Here is a 21,988-nt window from a genome sequence, read left to right on the forward strand (position 1 = left end):
CTTACGCTGCATCGAACGCCTGCACGCCCGATCCGTTGCGGTCGAGGGCAGCCTTTAACGGGAGGGCGCGTCCCGTTCCAGTCGCGAAACGACGCCGCCACGCGCGATATAGGCCCCGTCCACCTCGCGCAGGAACAGCCCGTGGCCGAGCGCGCCGGGCAAGGCATCGAGCCACGCTGCGATGGCCAGGGGATCGGCAAGTTCGAGGCGGCAGTCCGCGATCCAATTGCCGTTGTCGGTGACATAGGCCTCGCCCTCGCGCAGGCGCAGCGTCGCGCCGTCCCCCAAAGCCGCCAGCACCGACGCACGGGCGAAGGGCAAGATTTCGACCGGCACCGGCACTCCGCCGATACGTGGACGATGCTTCGATCCGTCGGCGATCACCACCATCCGGTCCGATGCGGCGGCCACCACCTTCTCGCGCAGCATCGCCCCGCCCGCGCCCTTCACCGCGTACAACCGATCATCGATCGCGTCGGCACCGTCGATCGTCAGGTCGACGCGTGGCACGTCGGCAAAGTCGAGCATCGCGATACCGAGCCTACGGCCCAGCGCATCGCTGGCGCGCGACGTCGCCACGGCGCGGATGGTCATACCGTTCTGCGCGATGCGCTCAGCGAGCGAATGGATGGCGTGCGTCGCGGTGGATCCGGTGCCCAAGCCGACGAGCATGCCGTCGCGCACCTCGGCCACTGCCGCCGCCGCGGCAGCCGCCTTGTCGGCGTCCTGACGCGGCCTGTCGCATGTCTCCGTCATGGCACTCCTTTTCCGCACTGCGACAATTTGCGACATTAATAACGGTCAACTTGACTTGCATTTCCCCGTCGATCGCCGTCTTTGCATTGCGACGAGCAACCAACCGCCGCGCCGCGCATTGTCGCGCAGGTCGCGGCTGCGCGAGCCGAGATTAGCGGGTGACATACTTGACCACAGCATCGATTCGTCGCCGGCGGCACCTTGCCGGGGCCGCCACTGTCGCCCTCGCCCTCACCCTTTCCGCCTGCGGCGGTGGTACGCATGACAAGGAAAAGGGCGGCGGCCGCGGCGCGAATCGCGGGCCGACCACGGTCGGTTATGTCGTGATGCAACCGACCAGTGCCGCGATGGTCACCGAACTGCCGGGCCGGACCAGCGCCTATGAAAGCTCCGACGTCCGCCCGCAGGTGAACGGCGTCATTCGCCGCCGCTTCTTTACGGAAGGCTCGCTGGTCCGCCGCGGTCAGCCGCTCTACGAAATCGATCCGCGCCTGTATCGCGCCGCCGTCAACCAGGCGCAGGCGAACCTCGCCAGCGCGCGTGCCAATCAGGAAGCGCTGACGATCCAGGCGGACCGCTACAAGCCGCTCGCCGCGATCGAGGCGGTGTCGAAGCAGGAATATACCAACGCCATCGCCTCCGCTCGCCAGGCGACCGCCTCCGTCGCGCAGACGCGGGCGGCGCTGGATACGGCGCGCGTGAACCTGCAATTCACGACGGTGCCGGCGCCGATCAGCGGCCGGATCGGCCGATCGCTGTTCACCGTCGGTGCGCTCGTTTCGGCGAGCCAGACCGATCCCCTGGCGCAGATCCAACGGCTCGATCCGATCTTCGTCGATATCCAGCAATCCGCCGCGGACCAGCTATCGCTGCGCCGCAAGCTGATGCAGGGCGGCGTCGCGCCGACCCGGGCCGAAGTGAAGCTGCTGCTCGAGGACGGCAGCGATTACGGCTATACCGGCACGGTCGAATTCGCCGAGGCGCTGGTCAACCAGGAAACCGGCACCGTCACGATGCGTGCGCGCTTCCCCAATGCGCAGGGGCTGCTGCTGCCGGGCATGTTCGTACGGGCGCGCTTCGCGCAGGCGATCAACGAACGCGCCTTTTTGGTGCCCGAACCCGCTTTGTCGCGCGATGCCAAGGGCAATGCGAGCGTGATGGTCCTCGGCGCCAACAACAAGGTCGTCAGCCGCCCCGTCACCGCCGCGCGCACGCAGGGGCAATATTGGGTGGTGACCCAGGGGCTGAACCCCGGCGACAAGGTGATCACGCAGGGCCTCAATAACCTGCGCCCCGGCGCGCAGGTGAAGGCGGTGCCGGCGAACAGTGCGCAGGTAGTCGCGCCCCCGAAACAGGGCGAGGGCAAAGGCGACGGCAAGCAGCAGGGTAACGCCCAAAGCAAGGCGGGCTGATCCCCGATGATCTCCCGCATCTTCATCGACCGTCCGATCTTCGCCTGGGTGCTCGCCATCATCGTGATGCTGGCGGGCGTCGGCGCGATCCTGAGCCTGCCGATCGCGCAATATCCCGACGTGGCGCCGCCGCAGGTGTCGATCCGCGCAACCTTCCCCGGTGCAAACGCACAGACGCTGCAGAATTCGGTGACGCAGGTCATCGAACAGCAGCTGACCGGCATCGACGGCCTGCTGTATTTCAGTTCCTCGTCGTCGAGCCGCGGCTCGGTGTCGATCACCGCGACGTTCGAAAAGGGCACCGATCCCGACATCGCGCAGGTGCAAGTGCAGAACCAGGTGCAGCAGGGCGTCGCGCGCCTGCCGCAACAGGTGCAGCAGCAGGGCCTCGTCGTTCGCAAGTCGAACCCGGACAATCTGCTGATCGTGGGCGTCTATGACGAGACCGATCAGAAGACGAACCAGGACGTCAGCGATTATCTCGTCTCCAACCTGCAAGACCCGCTGGGCCGCGTGCAGGGGGTGGGCGACGTCAACGTGTTCGGATCGCAATATGCGATGCGCATCTGGCTGAACCCGGCGCGCCTTGCCAGCTACCAGCTGATCCCGTCGGACATCACCACCGCGATCCAGAACCAGAATACCGAAGTCGCGGCGGGCGAAGTGGGCGGCGTGCCGTCCAGTCCGGAGCAGATGCTGAACGCGACCGTCACCGCACAGTCGCGCCTGCAAACGCCCGAGCAGTTCCGCCAGATCATCGTCAAGACGCTGCCGTCCGGCGCGACCGTGCGCCTGTCGGACGTCGCCCGGATCGAGCTGGGCGCCGAAAGCTACGCCGCCTTCAGCCGCATCAACCGGCACCCCGGCGCGGGCATCGCGGTGCTGCTGGCACCGGGCGCCGACGCACTGAAGACCGCCGAGCTGGTGAAGGCCGAGGTCGCGCGCGTCGCCAAAAGCTTCCCGCCCGGCCTCAAGGTCGCCTACGCCAACGACACGACCGCATTCATCAAGCTGTCGATCGACGAGGTGGTGAAGACGCTGCTCGAAGCGATCGTGCTGGTCGTCATCGTGATGTTCGTGTTCTTGCAAAGCTGGCGCGCGACTCTGGTGCCTGCCATCGCAGTGCCGGTGGTGCTGCTCGGCACCTTCGCGATCTTCCACTTCGCCGGCTTCTCGATCAACACGATGACGCTGTTCGGCCTCGTCCTCGCCATCGGCCTGCTCGTCGACGACGCGATCGTCGTCGTCGAGAACGTCGAGCGGTTGATGGAAGAAGACCCCGAGATGACGCCGCGTCAGGCGACGATCGAGTCGATGAACGAGATCAGCGTCGCGCTGATCGCCATCGCGCTCGTCCTGTCGGCAGTGTTCCTGCCAATGGCGTTCTTCGGCGGATCGACCGGCGTCATCTATCGTCAGTTCTCGCTGACCATTGTGTCGGCGATGGTGCTGTCCGTCCTCGTCGCGCTGATCCTCAGCCCCGCGCTTACTGCCTCGCTGCTGAAGCAGAAGTCGCAGGAGCAGACGGAGAGCAAGGGCATCAAGAAGCACTTCGGCAAGGTCGCCGAATGGGGCGAGGCCGCGGGCAATTGGTTCAACCGCACGTTCGAAAAGACGGTGACCCGCTACACCGGTGCCGTGCAGACGGTGGTGGATCGCAAGTGGCTGTTCCTGCTGATCTACGTCGGTGTGGTCGCATTGCTCGCGATATTGTTCCTGCGCCTGCCCACAGGCTTCCTGCCGACCGAGGACCAGGGCGCGGCGATCGTGCAGTTCCGCCTGCCCCCCGGCGCGACGATCGCGCGGACGCAGCAGGTGCAGCGGCAGGTCGAGAATTATTTCGCCCAATATGAGCCCAAGAACACCTCCGTCCTGTTCACCGTCGCCGGCGGCGGTGGTGGCGGCGTCAGCGGCCAGAACACCGGCCAGGGCTTCCTCAACTTCGTCGACTGGAAGGACCGTAGCGGCAAGGAGAATACCGCCGATGCGATCACGCAACGCGCATCCGGCGCATTCCGCGGGCTTCGCGACGCGCAGGTATTCGCGCTGGTGCCGCCGGCGATCCGCGGCCTCGGTTCGTCCGATGGCTTCACCATGGAGCTGCAGAACACCGGCGGCCTGACGCAGGAACAGTTCGGCGCCGCGCGCGACAAGTTGCTCGCGATGGCGAATGCCGATCCGAAGCTGGCATCGGTGCGCCTGACCGAACTGCCCGACATCGCGACGCTGCGCATCGACATGGACCAGCAGAAGCTGGCCGCGCTGGGTCTGACGCAGAGCGCGGCAAACAACACGCTGACCACCGCCTGGGGTGGCCAGTATGTCAACGACTTCATCGATCGCGGTCGCGTGAAGCGCGTTTATGTGCAGGGCGACGCGCCGTATCGCGCAGCGCCGGACGATCTGAAACAATGGTTCGTGCGCGGATCGAACGGCCAGATGGTGCCCTTCTCGTCCTTCGCGACCACGGGCTGGTCGACCGCCCCCACCACGCTGTCGCGCTTCAACGGCATATCCTCGTTCGAATTTTCGGGTTCGGGCGCCCCGGGCGTCAGCTCGGGCGATGCGATGGCACGGATCAGCGAGCTGGCCGCACAGATCCCCGGCACGTCGATCGCCTGGTCGGGCCTCAGCTATCAGGAACGGCTGTCGTCGGGTCAGGCGCCGTTGCTGTACGGCCTGTCGATCTTGGTCGTCTTTCTGTGCCTTGCGGCGCTGTATGAAAGCTGGTCGATCCCGTTCGCGGTGCTGCTCATCATCCCGCTGGGGCTGATCGGCGCAATCGCTTTCGTGACGCTGCGCGGCCTGACCAACGACGTCTATCTGCAGATCGGCCTGCTGACGACGATGGGCCTCGCCGCCAAGAATGCGATCCTGATGATCGAATTCGCCGAACAGGCCGAACGCAAGGGCGCGCGCGTCATCGACGCGGCGCTGGAGGCGGCCAAGATCCGTCTGCGGCCGATCCTGATGACCAGCTTCGCCTTCATCTTCGGTGTGCTGCCGCTGGCGATCTCGACCGGTGCGGGTGCGAACAGCCGCATCGCGATCGGCACGGCGGTGATCGGCGGCATGCTGTCGGCGACCTTCCTGGCCATCTTCTACATTCCGCTGTTCTTCGTCCTCGTACGGCGCGGCGTGCGCGATGGTCTCGCCAAGCTGCGCGGCCGCCCCACGGGCCACCAGGGGCATCACGACGACACGCCCCCCGCCCCGCCGATGCCGCCCGCTGCCGATCCGGAGCCTGCGCGATGACCCGTTCGTTCCTCGCCATCGCGCTCGGCGCCACGATGCTCGCCGGCTGCTCGATGGAGCCGACATACGTCCGCCCCGAAACGCCGGTGCCGGCGTCCTGGCCGGTGGGCGACGCCTACCTTCGCCAAAGCGAGGCAAGGCTGCCGGCGATCACCTATCGCGACGTGTTCAAGGACGCGCGGCTGCAACGGCTGATCGACCAGGCGCTCGCCAACAATCGCGACCTGCGCGTCGCCGCCGCCAATATCGCCGCCGCGCGCGCGCAATATGGCATCCAGCGTGCCAACCTGTTCCCCGCGGTCAACGCCACCGGCCGCTACACCTATTCGGATGGCGGCAACGGCACGCGCGGCATCGCGAACAGCGGCAACACCGGGACGGGCACTGGCGGCACGGGAACGGGTGGAACGGGCACCGGCGGTACTGGCACGGGCACGGGCGCCGGCACCGGCGTCGATACGGGCAACGGCACGGGAACGGGCACGGTCCTCAACACCGGCGGCGGCAACAGCGCCTTCTCTGCGCAAATCGGCACGACGGCGTTCGAGATCGACCTGTTCGGCCGTTTGCGATCGCTGTCGCGCGCCGCGCTCGATCGCTATTTCGCCACCGAAGCCGGCGCCCGCGCGACCCGGCTGACGCTGGTGGGCGAGGTCGCGAGCGGCTGGCTGACCTACGCCGCCGACCGCAGCTTGCTGAAGGTCGCAGAGGATACCGCGAAGAGCGCCGCGGTCAGCGTGCGCCTGACCCGCGCCCGGCTGGAGGGCGGGATCAGCGCCCGCACCGACCTGCGGCAGGCGGAGCAGATCCTCGAAACCGCGAACGCCGACCTCGCCGAGCAGAAGACGCTGGTCGCGCAGGACGTCAACGCGCTGCAATTGCTGGTGGGGGCGCCGATCGATCCTGCGCTGCTGCCCGAGTCGATCGACGTCGCCGCGCCGACGATCGCCAGTCTGCCCGCCGGGCTCGACAGCGGCATTCTGCTGCGCCGGCCCGACGTGGTGCAGGCGGAGTATACGCTGCAAAGCTACAATGCGCAGATCGGCGCGGCGCGCGCGGCCTTGTTCCCGCGCATCTCGCTAACCGGGCTGGTCGGTTTCGCGAGCAACGCGCTTTCGACGCTCTTTACCGGCGGGGCGTTCAACTATTCGGTGACGCCGTCGGTCAGCTATCCGATCTTCCAGGCCGGCGCCGGCCGCGCCAACGTCCGTTATACCGAGGCGCAGCGCGACGCGGCGCTCGCGACGTATGAAAAGACGATCCAAACCGCGTTCCAAGAGGTCGCCGACGCGCTCGCCCGTCAGGGGACGATTGCCGACCAGTTGCGCGCACAGGCGAATTTCCGCGATGCCGCCGCCGATACGTTGCGGCTGGTCAATGCGCGCTACCAGGGAGGCCTCGATACCTTTCTGTCCAGCCTCGATGCCCAGCGCAGCTATTATTCGGCGCAGCGCACCCTGATCGGCACGCAGCTGACCGCGGCGAACAATCGCGCGACGCTCTACCGGGTGCTAGGCGGCGATTCGTCGCTGGAGGTGACGCCCGATGGTCCGCAACCCGTCTCCCCCAGCGGCGCGCCGCGCCGGGACTGAGCCTTGCCGCGGGTTGACGCCGGCCGGGCGACTGCCGATGTACCGGCCCCACACGTACGGTAGCAGACGGGCCAGGAGCGATCATGAGCCACACCATCCGCCGGTTCCGGCCGACCGACGACGAGGCCGTCCTCGCCTTCACCGCGACGCTGCCTGAGCATGACCTGCTGTTTTCCGGCCGGGACCTGCGCCATCCGCGGGTGATCGAGGCGTGGCAGCAGGCGGTCGGGGAAGGCTGGATCGACAGTTTGGTCGCCGAGGACGAAGGCCGCATCGTCGCCACCGCGGCACTGATCCGCGACCCCTTGGGGTGGAGCGGGCATGTCGGCGAAATCCGCCTGCTCGTGGCGTCCGACCGGCGCGGCCAGGGTCTGGGCAGCGACCTGTTGCAGGCGTTGCTCGCGATTGCGCAGGCGCACGGCCTCGCCAAGCTGACCGCGACCATGACACCCGACGCCGCGGCATCGGTGGCGCTGTTCGAGCGGCTGGGCTTCACGCAGGAAGCGCGGCTCGCCGGTCACGTCAGGGCGAGCGATGGCGTCGCGCATGACCTGCTGATGCTGGCACGCGCGACGCCGTTCGGCTGAGGAACGGGCGGCCCCTCGCCACCCGCCCCTCGTGCCGGTCACTCCCCCGATTTGGGGGGAGTCACCGCATCGCGGCCGAAGCGCAGGATCATCTCACCGATCTCGCGCGCCTGCTCCATCGAGCGTTCGCCCTGTCGGCGCAGGTAGTTGCCCTGGATGCGCAGCACGTCGGTGACGTCGCGGGCCTGTGCCGCCTCGCGCATCGCCTCGAATGCATCGTGCGAATTGCGTTCGGCCTGTTCGATGATCTTGAGGCCCAGCGCCGCGCTGCCGTCGGCCACCTTCTGGCCGGACGCGCGCATCGCCTCGCCGGCGCGCCGGGCGGGGTCCATCACATGGTCGGTAAAGGCGCCGCGCATCGCCTCGCTGGCGCCGCGCATCGTCTCGCTCGCGCGTTGCGCGGCATCGTGCATGGGGTTGCCGCCGGTCTTCGCGGCATCGTCGGTGGGATGGGTATCGTCCGCCATTGCGCCTCTCCTCTCATGACGTCTGGGTGGTGTGGGACAAACGTGCTGTCCCGGTTTTTTGCTCCGCTAACCGCTTGCGCGGACGCGGGCGGTGGTTAGAGGTCAAGGTGATGAATACGCCTGAGGACCAGAGGCAACGCCGCATCCGCGGCGAGCTGCTGCACCGCGCGGTGGCGCTCGGCGAAGAGCTGATGCGGCTGGCCGACGATCTCGACATGACGGTCGCCGGGCTGCACGTCTGCCAGGGCGTCGAGATGATGCGCGACGAGGCGGAGCGGCTGGTCGGCCCGACGCACTGACGCGCCGGCCGCTGCGCCCTCGCCATCACGCGCCGCCGATGCAGCGCAGGACCAGTGTCAGCCCGTCATCGGTCAACGCCAGCGGGGTCGACGGATCGAGGGTGCCCGCCCCATTCGCCGCACAGCGGATCAGCGTGCGTCGGACCAGCAGGTCCAACCAGCGGGCCAGCACCGCCGGGCGCAGGGACAGCAGGGCGCCGAGCGCCTCGCCCGTCACTGGCCGCGCCTCTTCATAGGCGACGAACAGCGTCAGCAGGATATCCCACCCCGGCTCGCCGAACAGCTCGACGAGCGAGCCCGCCATGGCGTCGCGCTGGCGGCGCTGGGCCAGCAAGGTGCGTGCACGATCGGCATCGCTCGGCTCTTCGGGGCCTGCGGGAACGGGGGCGACGATCTCGCCCCGACTGCGCGCGGCGGAGGCCCGGACGCGTTCCAGCGCCGACACCAGTCGTTCGTACTCCTCGCGATCGCGTTCGGGCCAGCGCAGCAACCGTATGTCGGCAGTCATGATGAAGGGATGTCCGGTTGGCGCAGGGGCGACCAGTCGCGGTCGCTCCCGAACTGGGCCTTGCGCTGGCGGTGACGCAACGCGCCGATCGCCAGCATGAGCAGCATGGGATAGGCGATCTTGCCGCTCGCGCCCGCGTACATCCACGGCACCAGCGACGGCTGAATGGCCTTCACGCCATGGATCGCCAGCGTGATCAGGTGCAGCGCGCTGACGTACAGCGGCCAATAGCGGTCCGCGCGCAGGGCGATGACCAACAGTCCCACCAGCATGATCAGGTCGACCAGCAGGAGCGCAGGTTCGACATGCCGGAAGGGTCGCAGCGAATCGTAGAACGGCGCCAGAAAGGTGGCGAATGCGCTGCCTACGAACACCAGGGCAGTCCACCGCTCCGGCGCGCCTCCCATCAGGAAGGCGTATCCGCAGGCGATGAGCAACAGCGCATTGAAGACGATGACGTGTGTCATGATCTGCCCTGTGGGGCCATGGCCCGGCCGGTAAAAGGAGCAAACTTCACGAACCGGGCCATGACGCCTTAGGCGACGGCGCGGAGATGCCCCGCGTCGACGCCCGTCGGGGCGAATTCGGGCTTGGGCTTTTCGTCGCCGAAGCTCGTTTCATACCCGATCTGCTTACCGATCTTTTCGATGACGCGATGGCCGGCAACGGTGTGGCCGCGGGCGGCGCCGATCGCCATGATCGCCTGGCCCAGCACCTCGAACGCCTGCTGCCCGGCGATCGCCGGCAGGTTGGCGGCGTGGCGGGCGCGGGGCAGCGCCGCGAGCAGCTCGCCGCCGGTGGAGAAAGCCTCGTCGAGCTGCGTCTCGAGCTTCCAGAGCAGCTGCGCGACGGCGTCGGCCGCGGCCTGGCTGGCGACGGAGGATGCCGCGACCGGAGCGGTGCGCGATGCGACGATAGATGACATGATGGCGACCCTTTCCACCCCGTGCGGGGCGCTTTCGCTGACGATCAGGAAAGGTTGCGGGTCAGCGCCTCGATCAAATGGGTCAGTGCCTGGAGGCCGCTCATCAACATGCCGAAACCGACGATGGTGCCGAATGCGATGGCCTGTATCCAGATCAACCGATCCCCGACCGTCAGGTCGTTGCCCCGTTGTCCTTTCCGCCGGAAGGGCAGCCGGATCGGGAACGCCGATGACCTGAAAGGTCGGGCGCCGCCGCTGTCCGCTGCCATGACGATGGTCTCGTCCGGCACCACCGGCAGTGGCGGATCGGCAGCGAGCGGGGATAGCCGCGCAGAATCACCCCCGATTTTATCGGGGTCCCCCGCTTCTGAAATAAGCGTTATATCATCGGTACTTGGCTCGACGGTCTGATCTTCATACGCTGCCCAGCGCAGCGCCGCATCGCGCCGATTGCGTGCGCCGAGCAGCTTCACGGCCTCGGTCAGATAGCTGTCGACGGTGGATTTCTCGATGCCGAGTTCTTCGGCGATCTCCTTCGAACCCTTGAGGGCGCGCACCCCGCGCAGGCATTCGCGATGGCGGCGCGACAGGCGATCGAACGCCGCGGCGGGATCGGATACCGGGCTCGCGGTGGCACGCGCGCGAATGGCGTCGCCGTCGCGCAGTGGCGCGGCGATACCGTTCGATCCGTTCCGCCCGGTGTCGTCGCGCGCCTTCATCGTCGTCCCATGCCCGGAGCGGGTCTAGCACGGCTGGCGCGCATCACCAGCGCTTCCGCCAATCTGGGCCTATTTTGCGGCTGCCTTGCGATGTTTGGCGCCTGATGCCGCCTTGCGTACCGTCGCGCGCTTGCCGCGCCGCTTGGGCACCGGGGTCGCACGGCCGCGCAGCAGCGGCACCGCAAGCGCCGCCGCCGCCCCGACGACGAGCGTGCCGCCGATCGCCAGCCATGTCGGCAGGCCGAGCCCCTGGCCGTTTTCCACCCGATTCGGCTTGCCAGGCCGAGCCTCCGGCGCGGGGTCGTGGTGGACGGGGCCGGCGTGCTTCATCGCGGAATTGGGGATATGGGACACGGCATCGCTCCTTTTGATCTTTCCGCTCAACCGGATAGGGCCGGACAATGTTCCTGTTTGCGATCGCGAGGGCGTTACCGGAAGGTTGACGGACCCCTGCTCCGTACCGCCACGGCACAGCTCGATTTGCCGACTCGCATTGCCCGCGAAACGCGCCCATCCTCGCGGCTCCGTACACCGTTTCCGGAACATGCATCGTGGTTGCCCGTCGCCAGGCCATTGCGGCCAGACTGATCCTTGCCGGCGCCGTCATCGGAATCGCTGCGATTGCCGCGGTGGCGCCGCATGGTACCGCATCGGTCGCGGGGCCGACATCGGCCAAAGCACCCACCGAGCGGCACGCTGCCCTTGCCTCGCCCCCGGCCACGGCCGTTATCACCACGCCCGCCGCAGCGACTGCCAAGCCGACGCCTGCCGCCCTCTCCACGCCCACGCCCGCGCCGGAGAACATGCAGGTCAAGCGAATCCTCGATATCGGCCCGATCAAGTTTGGCGATTACGCCTGGGATACCAAGGGCGTGCCCGATGGTCCGCTGATCATCACGGTCGATCTTGCCGCGCAGACGCTCTCCGTTTTCCGCGACGGCTATGAGATCGGCGCCGCCGCCATCCTGTACGGCGCCGATGAAAAACCGACGCCGCTCGGCACCTTTCCGATTCTGATGAAGGACGCGACGCACGTGTCGCGCACCTATGACAATGCGCCGATGCCCTACACGCTGCGCCTGACCGGCGATGGCGTTGCGATCCACGGATCGAAGGTCGAATGGGGCTATGCGACGCATGGCTGTATCGGCGTTCCCGTCGCCTTCGCCAAATTGCTGTTCGCGCAGGCGAAGGTCGGCGACCGCGTCATCATTACCCGCGGCAAGACGCTGGCGACGGGACAGGCGATCCTCCCCGCGCCCACGACCTGAGCCGCCAAGCGAACGCACGCGCAGCATAGGCGCTTCCCCAACCGTAAACCCCTTGCTAAGGCCGCGGCGACATACGCTTTCGCAGCGCTCATCGCGCGCCCGCGCGGCTTCCCTGCCGCCTCCCCGAGCGCCCTCGAGCCAAATTGAAGGGACCATAATGACCGCCATCGGCCAGGACAGCCTGAAGACCCGCACGACGCTCGACGTCGCGGGCAAGACCTACGATTACTACAGCCTTGCGAAGGCGGCGGAAAAGTACGGCGACATCAGCCGCCTGCCCTTCTCGATGAAGGTGCTGCTCGAGAACATGCTCCGCTTCGAAGACGGCAAGACCGTGACCGAAGAGGACGTGAAGGCGATCGTCGACTGGCAGAACGAGCGCCGGTCGGACCGCGAAATCCAGTATCGCCCCGCGCGCGTGCTGATGCAGGATTTCACCGGCGTGCCGTGCGTGGTCGACCTTGCCGCGATGCGCGACGCGATCACCAAGCTGGGCGGCGACGCGGCCAAGATCAACCCGCAGGTCCCCGTCCACCTCGTCATCGACCACTCGGTCATGGTCGACGAATTCGGCACGCCGCAGGCGTTCGAGGATAACGTCGATCTCGAATATCAGCGCAATGGCGAGCGCTACGAATTCCTGAAGTGGGGCTCGAAGGCGCTCGACAACTTCCAGGTCGTTCCGCCGGGCACCGGCATCTGCCACCAGGTGAACCTCGAATACGTCAGCCAGGCGATCTGGTCGTCGACCGAAATGGGCGACAATGCCAGCGGTTCGGCGGCGATCGCCTATCCCGACACGCTGGTCGGCACCGACAGCCACACCACGATGGTCAACGGCTTGGGCGTGCTGGGCTGGGGCGTCGGCGGCATCGAGGCGGAAGCGGCGATGCTCGGCCAGCCGGTTTCGATGCTGATCCCCGAAGTCGTCGGCTTCAAGCTGACCGGCGCGCTGAAGGAAGGCATCACCGCGACCGACCTCGTGCTCACCGTCACGCAGATGCTGCGCGCCAAGGGCGTCGTCGGCCGCTTCGTCGAATTCTACGGCCCCGGCCTGTCGTCGATGACGCTCGCCGACCGCGCGACGATCGCCAACATGGCGCCCGAATATGGCGCGACCTGCGGCTTCTTCCCGATCGACGACAAGACGATCGAATATATGCGCCTGACCGCGCGCCCCGAAGAGACGATCGCGCTGACCGAAGCTTATGCCAAGGCGAACGGCTTCTGGCGCCACGACGATGCCGCCGACCCCGTGTTCACCGACACGCTGGAGCTGGACATGGGCACCGTCACCGCCTCGCTCGCCGGCCCGAAGCGCCCGCAGGATCGCGTCAGCCTGGGCAATGTCGACGACGTGTTCAACGGCGACCTCACCAAGCTCTACAGCAAGACCAGCCCGAAGCGTGTCGACGTCGCCGAGCGCGGCCATGACATCGGCGACGGCGACGTCGTGATCGCGGCGATCACCAGCTGCACCAACACCTCGAACCCGTCGGTGCTGGTCGCCGCCGGCCTGGTCGCCCGCAAGGCGAATGCGCTCGGCCTGAAGCCCAAGCCCTGGGTGAAGACGTCGCTCGCCCCCGGTTCGCAGGTCGTCACCGATTACCTCAACAAGGCCGGCCTCACCGCCGACCTCGATGCGATCGGCTTCAACCTCGTCGGCTATGGCTGCACCACCTGCATCGGCAACTCGGGTCCGCTGCCGGGTCCGATCTCGGCCGCGATCAACGAGAATGACCTCGTTGCCGCCTCGGTCCTGTCGGGCAACCGCAACTTCGAAGGCCGCGTCTCGCCCGACGTGCGCGCCAACTTCCTCGCCTCGCCGCCGCTCGTCGTCGCCTATGCGCTGAAGGGCACCGTGACCGAGGACATGGTCGAAACCCCGCTCGGTCAGGGCAAGGACGGTCAGGACGTGTTCCTGAAGGACGTGTGGCCGACCAATCAGGAAGTCGCCGACACGATGGCGGCGAACATCGACGACGAGATGTTCCGCAGCCGCTACGGCAACGTCTACGCCGGCGACGCCAAGTGGCGTGAGATCGACGTGACCGGCTCGGCGACCTACGCCTGGCCGGCGGCATCGACCTATGTCGCCAACCCGCCGTATTTCGAGGGCATGGAAATGACCCCGAAGCCGGTCCACGACATCATCGAGGCGAAGCCGCTCGCGATCCTGGGCGATTCGATCACCACCGATCACATCAGCCCGGCGGGTTCGATCAAGGCGGACAGCCCGGCCGGCCAGTGGCTGACCGAGCGTCAGGTCGCGCGCAAGGACTTCAACAGCTATGGCGCGCGTCGCGGCAACGACCATGTCATGGTCCGCGGCACCTTCGCCAACATCCGCATCAAGAACGAGATGGTGCCGGGCGTCGAAGGCGGCATGACCCAGTATGACGGCGAAGTGATGCCGATCTACGACGCCGCGATGCGTCACAAGGCGGACGGCACGCCGCTCGTCGTCGTTGCCGGCAAGGAATATGGCACCGGCTCGTCGCGCGACTGGGCGGCGAAGGGCACCAACCTGCTCGGCGTCCGCGCGGTCATCACCGAAAGCTTCGAGCGTATCCACCGTTCGAACCTCGTCGGCATGGGTGTGCTGCCGCTTCAGTTCGCCGATGGCGTCACCCGCCAGACGCTGAAGCTGGACGGCACCGAGACGTTCACGATCACCGGCGTCGCCGACCTGCGCCCGCGTCAGACCGTCGAAGTGACGCTGAAGCGCGCCGACGGCAGCACCGAGACGTTCGAGACGCGCTGCCGCATCGATACGGTCAACGAGCTGGAATATTTCCTCAACGGCGGCATCCTCCAGTACGTGCTGCGCAAGCTGGCCGCGTAAGAGGTTCGACCTTCGGATACGAAGAAGGGGAGGTGCCGGGAGGCGCCTCCCCTTTTTTGTTGGGCGCGCCACTCGCCCCACACCCTTCGTCACCCCGGACTTGTTCCGGGGTCCACTCTGCGGCGAGGGGGATGGCCAGTATCTCTTGCCGTCCCCGCGCGGCCCGGTGGACCCCGGAACAAGTCCGGGGTGACGAAGTGCTTTGGGCAGCGGCGCGCCTCCCTCCCTCCCCCGCCGGGAGAGGGAAAAGCGCCACATGCGCACTGGGTGAGGGTGAGTGCGGACCGGCTGCGGATCAACCCAGCCCCCTACCCGCCACCGCATCCAGCTTCGCCACCAGCGCCGGATCCCGCGCGCCCTTCGCGGTGATGATCGCCGCATCCAGACACGTATCGATCGGCGACGCCACCCGCTCCGCCGGCAGCGAGTGCAGCAACGCCAGCACCATGGCTCGCGCCTTCGCCGCATTGGCGGACAGCTGCGCCAGTACCTGCGTCACATCGACCGCCGCCTCCTCCGCACGCCAGCAGTCGTAATCCGTCACCATGCCGACCAGCGCATAGGGTAGCTCCGCCTCGCGGGCGAGCTTGGCCTCGGGCATCGCGGTCATGCCGATCACATGGCAGCCCCATTGCCGGTAGAGCAGGCTTTCCGCCCGCGTCGAAAATTGCGGCCCCTCCATCGCGAGATAGGTGCCGCCGCGATCCACGCCCTCCCCCGCCGCGTCTGCGACCAACGCCGACAGCCGCGGGCAGACCGGATCGGCCATCGAGACATGCGCGACGCAGCCGGTGCCGAAGAAGCTCGACACGCGCCCCTTCGTCCGGTCGATGAACTGGTCGACGATCGTGAAGCTGCCCGGCGGGCGGTCCTCGACCAGCGACCCGACCGACGACACCGCCAGCACGTCGGTGACGCCCAGCCGCTTCAGCGCATCGATATTGGCACGGGCATTGAGCTCATCGGGGCTGATCCGATGCCCCCGGCCGTGGCGCGGCAGGAACGACACGCGCGCCGCACCGACGCGTCCCGTAAAGATCGCGTCGGACGGTTGCCCCCAAGGCGTCGCCACCTCGACCCAGCGGCCGTCCTCGATCCCGGCGACGTCGTACAGCCCCGACCCGCCGATGATGCCGATATGCCAGCCGCTCACGCGATCTGCGCCCGACCGCGCGCGTAGAGGAAGTAGACGAGCAGACCGAAGGCGTTCCAGCCGAGGAAGGCGATCTGCGTCACCACCTGCAGGCTGGTGAACAGATAGCAGCAGCCCAAAATGGCGAGCGGCGCGACGACCCAGGCGAGCGGCGTACGGAACGGCCGGCGCGCGGCGGGGTCGCGGCGGCGCAGCACCAGCACACAGGCGGCGACCGCGACGAAGGCGCACAGCGTACCCGCATTGGCGAGGCTGGCGATGACGTCGAGCGGCGCCAGACCGGCGATCGCGGCGACGAACACCGCAGTCATCGCGGTAATCCGTGCCGGCGTCCCGCGCTTCGATACCTTCGCCAGGCTCTGCGGCAGGAAGCCGTCGCGCGCCATGACCAGGAAGATGCGGCTCTGCCCGTACAGGAAGGCGAGTAGAACCGTCGGCAGAGCGACCGCCGCCGCCGCCGCGACGATCGTCGCGATGCCGGCCTGGTCGATTTCACGCAGGATCAGCGCCAGCGGTTCCGGGCTGGAGCCGAAGCGCGTGTAGCTGAGCGCCCCCACCGCCACGGCGGCGACGATCATATAGATGGCGGTGCAGGCGATCATTGATCCGACGATGCCGATCGCCAGATCGCGCTCGGGATTCTTCGCCTCCTCTGCCGCGGTCGAGATGGCGTCGAAGCCGTAAAACGCGAAGAAGATGATCGCCGCGGCGCCCATCACGCCATATTTCACGCCGTTCGCATGCTCGGGGCTGCCATAGCCGAACGGTGCGAACGGGTGCAGGTTGGCCACATCGAAATGCGGCAGCGCCACCGCGACGAACAGCGCCAGCGTCACGATCTTCAGCACGACCAGCGCGGTGTTGATCCGCGCGCTTTCGCGCGTACCGAGCATCAGCAGCCCAGCGACCACCGCAATGATCCCCACCGCCGGCAGGTTGACGACGCCGCCCAGGCCCGGCCCGTTCGCAAGCGCATTGGGCACGACGATGCCGAGTCCCTTCAGGAACCCCACCGCATAGCCCGACCAACCGACCGCGACGGTCGAGACGACCAGGGAATATTCGAGGATCAGGCTCCAGCCGACGACCCAGGCGATCACTTCGCCCAGCACGGCATAGCTATAGGTATAGGCCGATCCCGACGCGGGGATCATCGTCGCCATCTCGGCATAGCAGAGCGCCGCGCAGGCGCAGATCGCACCGGCGACGACGAACGACAGGATCACCGCCGGACCCGCCCGGTCCGCGCCGACTCCGATCAGCGTCAGGATGCCGGTGCCGACGATCGCGCCGACGCCCAGCGCCACCAGATGCGGCCAGCCCAGCGTGCGCGCGAGCTGTTGGCCCGGCGGCTGTGGCTGGATCGTCTTGCGGCGGAACAGGCTCATGTCTTCCCCTCTGTCGTTATCGGACCGGGGTATAGGCGGTTGGTCGGGGCGTGGGTAGGTCGCTTCCCCCCGTCATCCCGGCCTTGAGCCGGGATCCCGCTTCTTCTGCGGTTTACGATAGCGAGACCCCGGATCAATTCCGGGGTAACGAAGCAAAGCTACGATCGCTGAGCCTTGATCGAACTCAGAACCGTCGCGCCACGCCCGCGATCAATTGCACATCCGGCGTGTCGCGATTGAGGCCGGCGATCGCCGACGTGTCGAGCTGCCAATCGTCCTTCGGCTGCCACGCCAGCGTCATCGCGGCGCGCGCCCGCGTCGTGTGATCGCTGGGGTCCTGATCGCGTGCAAGCGACGCGTCCGCGCCGACCGATACCGCCTCGCTCAGCTTCACCGTGACGCCCGCCGCGGCGCCATAGCGCACATGCTCGCCACCCGAATCCTCGTTGGCCAGTGCCCGGATCGCCGGCGTGAGGGCAATCTCGACCGTGTCGGACACATCGTACGACAGCGGCAGCAGCAGGCTCGGCTGCGCGCGGCCGGCGCCGATCGGCTGCCGCCCGACCGGCAGCGTCACAGACGGCAGGACCGCGATCGACAGGCCCTTGCCGTCGGGATGCAGCAGCGACGCCTTCAGCCCGATCACCGCATCACCGACGCGATCGGCCCGATCGATATCGCCGGTCGCCGTATCGCGCGTCCGCTCATGACCGAAGGGCTGCCACCCCGCGCGCAACTCCAGACGATCGGTCACGCCGACACGGACCAGCGTGTCGCCGATCAGGATCGTATCGGTCACGCCATCGCTCTGCCGATCGCGTGTCCAGTCGGCCAGGCTCGATTCGATGGTCACGCGCCCGCGATCGACGATACAGGCCTGCGTTTCGAGGCCCGGCCGCTCCGGGCAGAACTCCCGGTCCTGCGCAGCGGCAGGCGTCGCGACGGCGAGTGCGAGCAGCGCCGCCGCGCTGCGCTTCACGACAGTCGTACCCAGGTGGGTGCGTGGTCGCTCGCCTTTTCGCGGCCGCGATAGTCCTTGTCGACGCCGGCGTCCTGCAACCGGTCCGCCGCCTGCGGGCTGAGCAGCAGGTGATCGATCCGGAACCCCGCGTCGCGCTGCCAGGCCCCGGCCTGATAGTCCCAGAAGGTCCACACGCCGCCGTTGGGCTTGCGCGTCCGCAACGCATCGGTCCACCCTTGCGCCAGCAATCGGCGGTACGCGGCGCGGCTTTCGGGCTGCATCAGCGCATCGTTCGCCATCGCCCGGACCGAAAAGGTATCGTCGTCATTGGGGATGACGTTGTAATCGCCCATCAGCACCGTCGGCACCTCGGCCTCCAGCAGCGCGCGCGCGCGGCTGGCGAGCCGTTCCATCCAGCGCAATTTATAGTCGAACTTCGGTCCCGGCTGCGGATTGCCGTTGGGCAGATAGATCGACGCGACGATCAGGCCATCGACCGCGCATTCCAGATAACGGCTGTGCTCGTCTTCCGGTTCGCCGTCGAGACCACGCTGCGTCTCGATCGGGGTCTGCCCCTTGGCAAGCACGGCGACGCCGTTGAACCCCTTCTGCCCGTGCCACACCGCGCCATAGCCCGCCGCCTCGATATCGGCGATCGGGAAGGTATCGTCGGTGGTCTTCAATTCCTGCAAACAGACGACATCGGGCTGTTGTTCGGTCAGATACTCGATCAGCCGCGGCAGCCGTGCCTTGATGCCGTTGACGTTATAGGTGACGAGCTTCACCGCCGTCAGACCGCGAAGCTGGAGCCGCAGCCGCAGCCCGACGCCGCATTGGGATTGTCGACGCGGAACGCCGCACCGCCCAGCGATTCGACATAGTCGACCTGACACCCGCGCACGAGGTCCAGGCTGATGCTGTCGACGACCAGACGGACGCCATCCGTCTCCGCGATCGTGTCGTCCCCCTCGGGCGCGTCGGCGAAGCCGAACTTGTACTGGAACCCCGAACAGCCGCCGCCATCGACCGACAGGCGCAGGATGGCAGGCTTGTTCTGCTTGCCCGCGATCGCCGCGACGCGCGCGGCGGCAGCGGGGGTGAGGGCGATGTCGGGCTGGGTCATGCCGCCGAGATAGGCGTGGGATGCGGGTGGGGCAACCGGCTATGCCACCCCGCCTTCGTCATCATCCGTGCGAGGGCCGACGTGATGGATGAAAGGCTGGTAGGCGACTGACGATGCCTCCGCCCCGTCTCGTCATCCCGGCGAACGCCGGGGTCCATGGACGCACCGCGGCGGGCGGCTCGCGCGCCACGTCAATCATCGACACCATGGATCCCGGCGTTCGCCGGGACGACAAGCTTGGGTCGATCAATCCTGCGCGGCAGGACCGTCGGTCGACACCGGGATCGCATGGACCGCACGGTCCTGCGCGGCGAGCAGGTAATCGGCGGTGGTCAGGAACGGCACCGGGTTCACCGCATGGCCGTCGATACGGACTTCATAATGCAGGTGCGGGCCGGTCGAGCGGCCGGTCGACCCCATCAGCGCGATCAGCTGGCCGCGCGTCACGCGCGCGCCATCGGCCACGAGGATCTTCGACAGGTGGCCGTAGCGGGTCGCGATTCCCTTGCCGTGGTTGATCTCGACCAGATTGCCATAGCCACCCTGGCGGCCGGCGTGGTCGACGATGCCGTCGGCGGTCGCATAGATCGGCGTACCGACCGGGCCGGGGATGTCGACGCCCGCATGCATCGCCGCGGTGCCGCGGAACGGATCGGAGCGGATGCCGAAGTTGCTGGTGAACTGCAGGTGCTGCACCGGCTGCACCGACGGAATGGCGATCGCCCCCTGCTGCAGCGTGTCGAGCTTCTTCCAGCTCTGGAACAGCGTGCGGAACTGCGCATCGGCCTTCAGGTCCGCCTGCGCTTCCGCGCCATTGGCCTCCAGCATCGGGCCGCCCATTGCCTTGGCGTTCACGCGGCTGGCGACGCCGAGCGTCTTCAGCGTCGCATTCGCCTTGGCGAGGCGCTGGTCCACCACCTTCTGCGCGGCGTCGGCGAGCTGGGCCTGGCGTCCTTCCACCTTCACCAGCGGCTTGACGACATCGGCGGCGAGGCGATCGGCGGTGGGATCAATCGCGAGCGTCGCGAGCGCCAGTTCGGCTTCGTCACCCTTGCCGGTCAGCGCCGCGGTGATCAGCGCCTGGCGCTGTTCGATCCGCTCGGCATGCAGGCGGGCGACGTCACGGATGTGCGACACGCGGGCCTGCATCGCGTCGAGCCGGTGCTCCATGCCCGCAACGCGCGTATCATGCGCGGGGGCGACGACCAGCTGCGCAGCCTGCGCCGCGCCATAGCCCGAAAACCCCAGGGTCAGCGTCGCCGCCGCCGCGAGCGTCGCCTGACGACGGCCGGTCAGGCTGACGCGGCGCAGCGCATTGCCATCGTGAAACAGGACGTCGCGTGCGACGAAAAGCGAACGAATGCGGTTACCGAGTCGAGCGCTCATGGAAACGAAGCTGTTCATCAGACCCCAGTGCGATGCGCCGCTACCCGGGTGACCGGGTCCGGCCGTAATCCAATCGTCGTGATTCGCAGCCCCACCGCGCCCCAGACGCGCAGTCTCTGCCTGCAATCGATGCGCATCCACAACCCATGGAGCATGGCTCCCGCGATCAACCGGCTGACGCGCGCGCCGAGCCGATGATATGAGGTTACGCGGCCGTTCATCATGACCGTGCGATCGCCGTCCATTTACGGTCGTTCGCACCATGACAGTCGCGTGACATGCGGACGTGACGCGGTCGGCGCGGCGTCCTATATCGCTCGTCTGATCAAACGGATGGCCCTTATGCTCGACACACCAACCGCGCTGGACGCACAGGTTCCGACGCTCAGCCTCGCCGACCAGGCGCGCGACCCCGACGGCTTCGCCAAGGCGTTCGGCGAATCGTTCGAACGATTCGGCTTCGCGATCGTCGCCGACCACGGCATCCCGCAGGATCTGATCGACCGTGCCTGGTCCGAAACCGAGGCGTTGTTCGCGCTGCCCGAGGCGGAAAAGCGCGACTATTTCGTCGCAGGCGGCGGCGGCGCGCGCGGCTACACCCCGTTCAAGACGGAGATCGCCAAGGACGCCAAGCACGTCGACCTCAAGGAATTCTGGCACATCGGCCGCAATCTGCCGGAGGGGCATCGCTACGCCGACAGCATGGCACCCAACATCTGGCCGGCGCGGCCCGAGGGGTTCAAAGACACGTTCCTCGAACTGTTCACCGCCTTCGATCGCGCGGGCGACAAGCTGCTCTCTGCGATCGCGCGCCATCTGGGCCTCGCCCCCGACTGGTTCGATCCGGCGGTGAAGGACGGCAACAGCGTGCTACGCCTGCTCCACTATCCCCCCATCCCCGTCGATGCGGAGGGCGTACGCGCCGGCGCGCATGAGGACATCAACCTCATCACCCTGCTGCTCGGCGCCGAGGAAGCGGGCCTCGAACTGCTCGACAAGAACACCGGCGACTGGCTGGCGATCAAGCCACCCGAAGGCGCGATGGTCGTCAACGTCGGCGACATGCTGCAGCGGCTGACCAACCACGTCCTGCCGTCGACCACGCACCGCGTCGTCAACCCGCCGGTCGAACGCCGCGGCCATTCGCGCTATTCGATGCCCTTCTTCCTGCACCCCGCGCCCGATTTCCTGATCGAAACGTTGCCGCAGACGATCAGCGCCGAACGGCCGAACCGCTATCCCACGCCGATCACCGCGCATGACTATCTTCACGAACGGCTCGTGGAGATCGGCCTCATCAAGAAGTAACGGCAGAAAGAGCCGCGACACCCACTTCGTCAC

21 protein-coding genes are annotated in these 21,988 nt (G+C 67.4%); 8 read left to right on the forward strand and 13 right to left on the reverse strand.

The window, feature by feature from the left end; translation table 11 throughout:
* Window positions 1–54: 54 nt before the first annotated feature.
* Window positions 55–756 carry a ribose-5-phosphate isomerase RpiA gene (gene rpiA / locus ACGVWT_RS06280; RefSeq protein WP_315461785.1) on the reverse strand — a complete coding sequence of 234 codons (702 nt, stop codon included), beginning with the start codon at window positions 754–756 and terminating at the stop codon, window positions 55–57.
* 167 nt (window positions 757–923) lie between these two features.
* On the opposite strand from rpiA, the gene ACGVWT_RS06285 reads away from it, so the two are divergent.
* The 4 genes from ACGVWT_RS06285 to ACGVWT_RS06300 all read left to right on the forward strand — a co-directional run bounded on the left by ACGVWT_RS06285 (window position 924) and on the right by ACGVWT_RS06300 (window position 7,602).
* Complete coding sequence (locus ACGVWT_RS06285) at window positions 924–2,168, forward strand: efflux RND transporter periplasmic adaptor subunit (protein WP_315461786.1); 1,245 nt, start codon at window positions 924–926, stop codon at window positions 2,166–2,168.
* A gap of 6 nt (window positions 2,169–2,174) precedes the next feature.
* Complete coding sequence (locus tag ACGVWT_RS06290) at window positions 2,175–5,423, forward strand: efflux RND transporter permease subunit (protein WP_315461787.1); 3,249 nt, start codon at window positions 2,175–2,177, stop codon at window positions 5,421–5,423.
* Window positions 5,420–7,015, forward strand: a complete 1,596-nt coding sequence (locus ACGVWT_RS06295; RefSeq protein ID WP_315461788.1) for an efflux transporter outer membrane subunit — start codon at window positions 5,420–5,422, stop codon at window positions 7,013–7,015. Before ACGVWT_RS06290 ends, ACGVWT_RS06295 begins: the two co-directional genes overlap by 4 nt.
* An 83-nt stretch (window positions 7,016–7,098) precedes the next feature.
* Entirely contained in the window at window positions 7,099–7,602 is a 504-nt protein-coding gene (locus ACGVWT_RS06300) for a GNAT family N-acetyltransferase (protein ID WP_116462077.1), read from the forward strand.
* Window positions 7,603–7,640: 38 nt separating this feature from the next.
* Here ACGVWT_RS06300 and ACGVWT_RS06305 read toward each other — a convergent pair whose 3' ends face one another.
* Window positions 7,641–8,069 (reverse strand): phasin family protein, encoded by a 429-nt coding sequence (locus ACGVWT_RS06305; protein ID WP_116462076.1) that lies wholly within the window; start codon window positions 8,067–8,069, stop codon window positions 7,641–7,643.
* A 110-nt stretch (window positions 8,070–8,179) separates the two neighbouring features.
* On the opposite strand from ACGVWT_RS06305, the gene ACGVWT_RS06310 reads away from it, so the two are divergent.
* Window positions 8,180–8,368 (forward strand): hypothetical protein, encoded by a 189-nt coding sequence (locus tag ACGVWT_RS06310; protein ID WP_116462075.1) that lies wholly within the window; start codon window positions 8,180–8,182, stop codon window positions 8,366–8,368.
* 25 nt (window positions 8,369–8,393) lie between these two features.
* On the opposite strand, the gene ACGVWT_RS06315 is transcribed toward ACGVWT_RS06310, so the two are convergent.
* The 5 genes from ACGVWT_RS06315 to ACGVWT_RS06335 all read right to left on the reverse strand — a co-directional run bounded on the left by ACGVWT_RS06315 (window position 8,394) and on the right by ACGVWT_RS06335 (window position 10,874).
* Window positions 8,394–8,876, reverse strand: a complete 483-nt coding sequence (locus tag ACGVWT_RS06315; RefSeq protein WP_315461789.1) for a hypothetical protein — start codon at window positions 8,874–8,876, stop codon at window positions 8,394–8,396.
* Window positions 8,873–9,343 carry a hypothetical protein gene (locus ACGVWT_RS06320; protein WP_116462074.1) on the reverse strand — a complete coding sequence of 157 codons (471 nt, stop codon included), beginning with the start codon at window positions 9,341–9,343 and terminating at the stop codon, window positions 8,873–8,875. Before ACGVWT_RS06320 ends, ACGVWT_RS06315 begins: the two co-directional genes overlap by 4 nt.
* A gap of 68 nt (window positions 9,344–9,411) precedes the next feature.
* Window positions 9,412–9,801, reverse strand: coding sequence for a hypothetical protein (locus ACGVWT_RS06325; protein ID WP_116462131.1), 390 nt, complete (start codon window positions 9,799–9,801; stop codon window positions 9,412–9,414).
* Between the two features lie 44 nt (window positions 9,802–9,845).
* Complete coding sequence (locus ACGVWT_RS06330) at window positions 9,846–10,520, reverse strand: helix-turn-helix transcriptional regulator (protein WP_315461790.1); 675 nt, start codon at window positions 10,518–10,520, stop codon at window positions 9,846–9,848.
* A 69-nt stretch (window positions 10,521–10,589) separates the two neighbouring features.
* A complete protein-coding gene (locus ACGVWT_RS06335) occupies window positions 10,590–10,874 on the reverse strand; it encodes a hypothetical protein (protein ID WP_315461791.1) in 285 nt (94 codons plus the stop codon).
* Window positions 10,875–11,071: 197 nt separating this feature from the next.
* Here ACGVWT_RS06335 and ACGVWT_RS06340 point away from each other — a divergent pair, with 197 nt between their 5' ends.
* Both ACGVWT_RS06340 and acnA read left to right on the forward strand, forming a co-directional pair.
* A complete protein-coding gene (locus ACGVWT_RS06340; RefSeq protein WP_315461792.1) occupies window positions 11,072–11,791 on the forward strand; it encodes a L,D-transpeptidase family protein in 720 nt (239 codons plus the stop codon).
* A gap of 157 nt (window positions 11,792–11,948) precedes the next feature.
* Window positions 11,949–14,636, forward strand: coding sequence for an aconitate hydratase AcnA (gene acnA / locus ACGVWT_RS06345; RefSeq protein WP_116462070.1), 2,688 nt, complete (start codon window positions 11,949–11,951; stop codon window positions 14,634–14,636).
* A 295-nt stretch (window positions 14,637–14,931) separates the two neighbouring features.
* Here acnA and mtnP read toward each other — a convergent pair whose 3' ends face one another.
* The 6 genes from mtnP to ACGVWT_RS06375 all read right to left on the reverse strand — a co-directional run bounded on the left by mtnP (window position 14,932) and on the right by ACGVWT_RS06375 (window position 20,647).
* Entirely contained in the window at window positions 14,932–15,789 is an 858-nt protein-coding gene (gene mtnP, locus ACGVWT_RS06350) for an S-methyl-5'-thioadenosine phosphorylase (protein ID WP_315461793.1), read from the reverse strand.
* On the reverse strand, window positions 15,786–17,177 hold the full coding sequence (locus ACGVWT_RS06355; RefSeq protein WP_315461794.1) for an amino acid permease: 1,392 nt from the start codon (window positions 17,175–17,177) through the stop codon (window positions 15,786–15,788). Before ACGVWT_RS06355 ends, mtnP begins: the two co-directional genes overlap by 4 nt.
* 184 nt (window positions 17,178–17,361) lie before the next feature.
* Window positions 17,362–18,156, reverse strand: a complete 795-nt coding sequence (locus ACGVWT_RS06360; protein WP_315461795.1) for a transporter — start codon at window positions 18,154–18,156, stop codon at window positions 17,362–17,364.
* A complete protein-coding gene (gene xth / locus ACGVWT_RS06365; protein ID WP_315461796.1) occupies window positions 18,153–18,923 on the reverse strand; it encodes an exodeoxyribonuclease III in 771 nt (256 codons plus the stop codon). The genes ACGVWT_RS06360 and xth overlap by 4 nt, the downstream gene beginning before the upstream one ends.
* Window positions 18,924–18,928: 5 nt before the next feature.
* Entirely contained in the window at window positions 18,929–19,261 is a 333-nt protein-coding gene (erpA, locus tag ACGVWT_RS06370; protein ID WP_017977613.1) for an iron-sulfur cluster insertion protein ErpA, read from the reverse strand.
* A 246-nt stretch (window positions 19,262–19,507) separates the two neighbouring features.
* On the reverse strand, window positions 19,508–20,647 hold the full coding sequence (locus tag ACGVWT_RS06375) for a M23 family metallopeptidase (protein ID WP_241769102.1): 1,140 nt from the start codon (window positions 20,645–20,647) through the stop codon (window positions 19,508–19,510).
* 342 nt (window positions 20,648–20,989) lie between these two features.
* On the opposite strand from ACGVWT_RS06375, the gene ACGVWT_RS06380 reads away from it, so the two are divergent.
* A complete protein-coding gene (locus ACGVWT_RS06380) occupies window positions 20,990–21,955 on the forward strand; it encodes an isopenicillin N synthase family oxygenase (RefSeq protein WP_315461797.1) in 966 nt (321 codons plus the stop codon).
* The last annotated feature ends 33 nt before the right edge of the window (window positions 21,956–21,988 follow it).

The organism is Sphingomonas sp. S6 (genome assembly GCF_043498045.1).
Taxonomy (GTDB): Bacteria; Pseudomonadota; Alphaproteobacteria; order Sphingomonadales; family Sphingomonadaceae; genus Sphingomonas.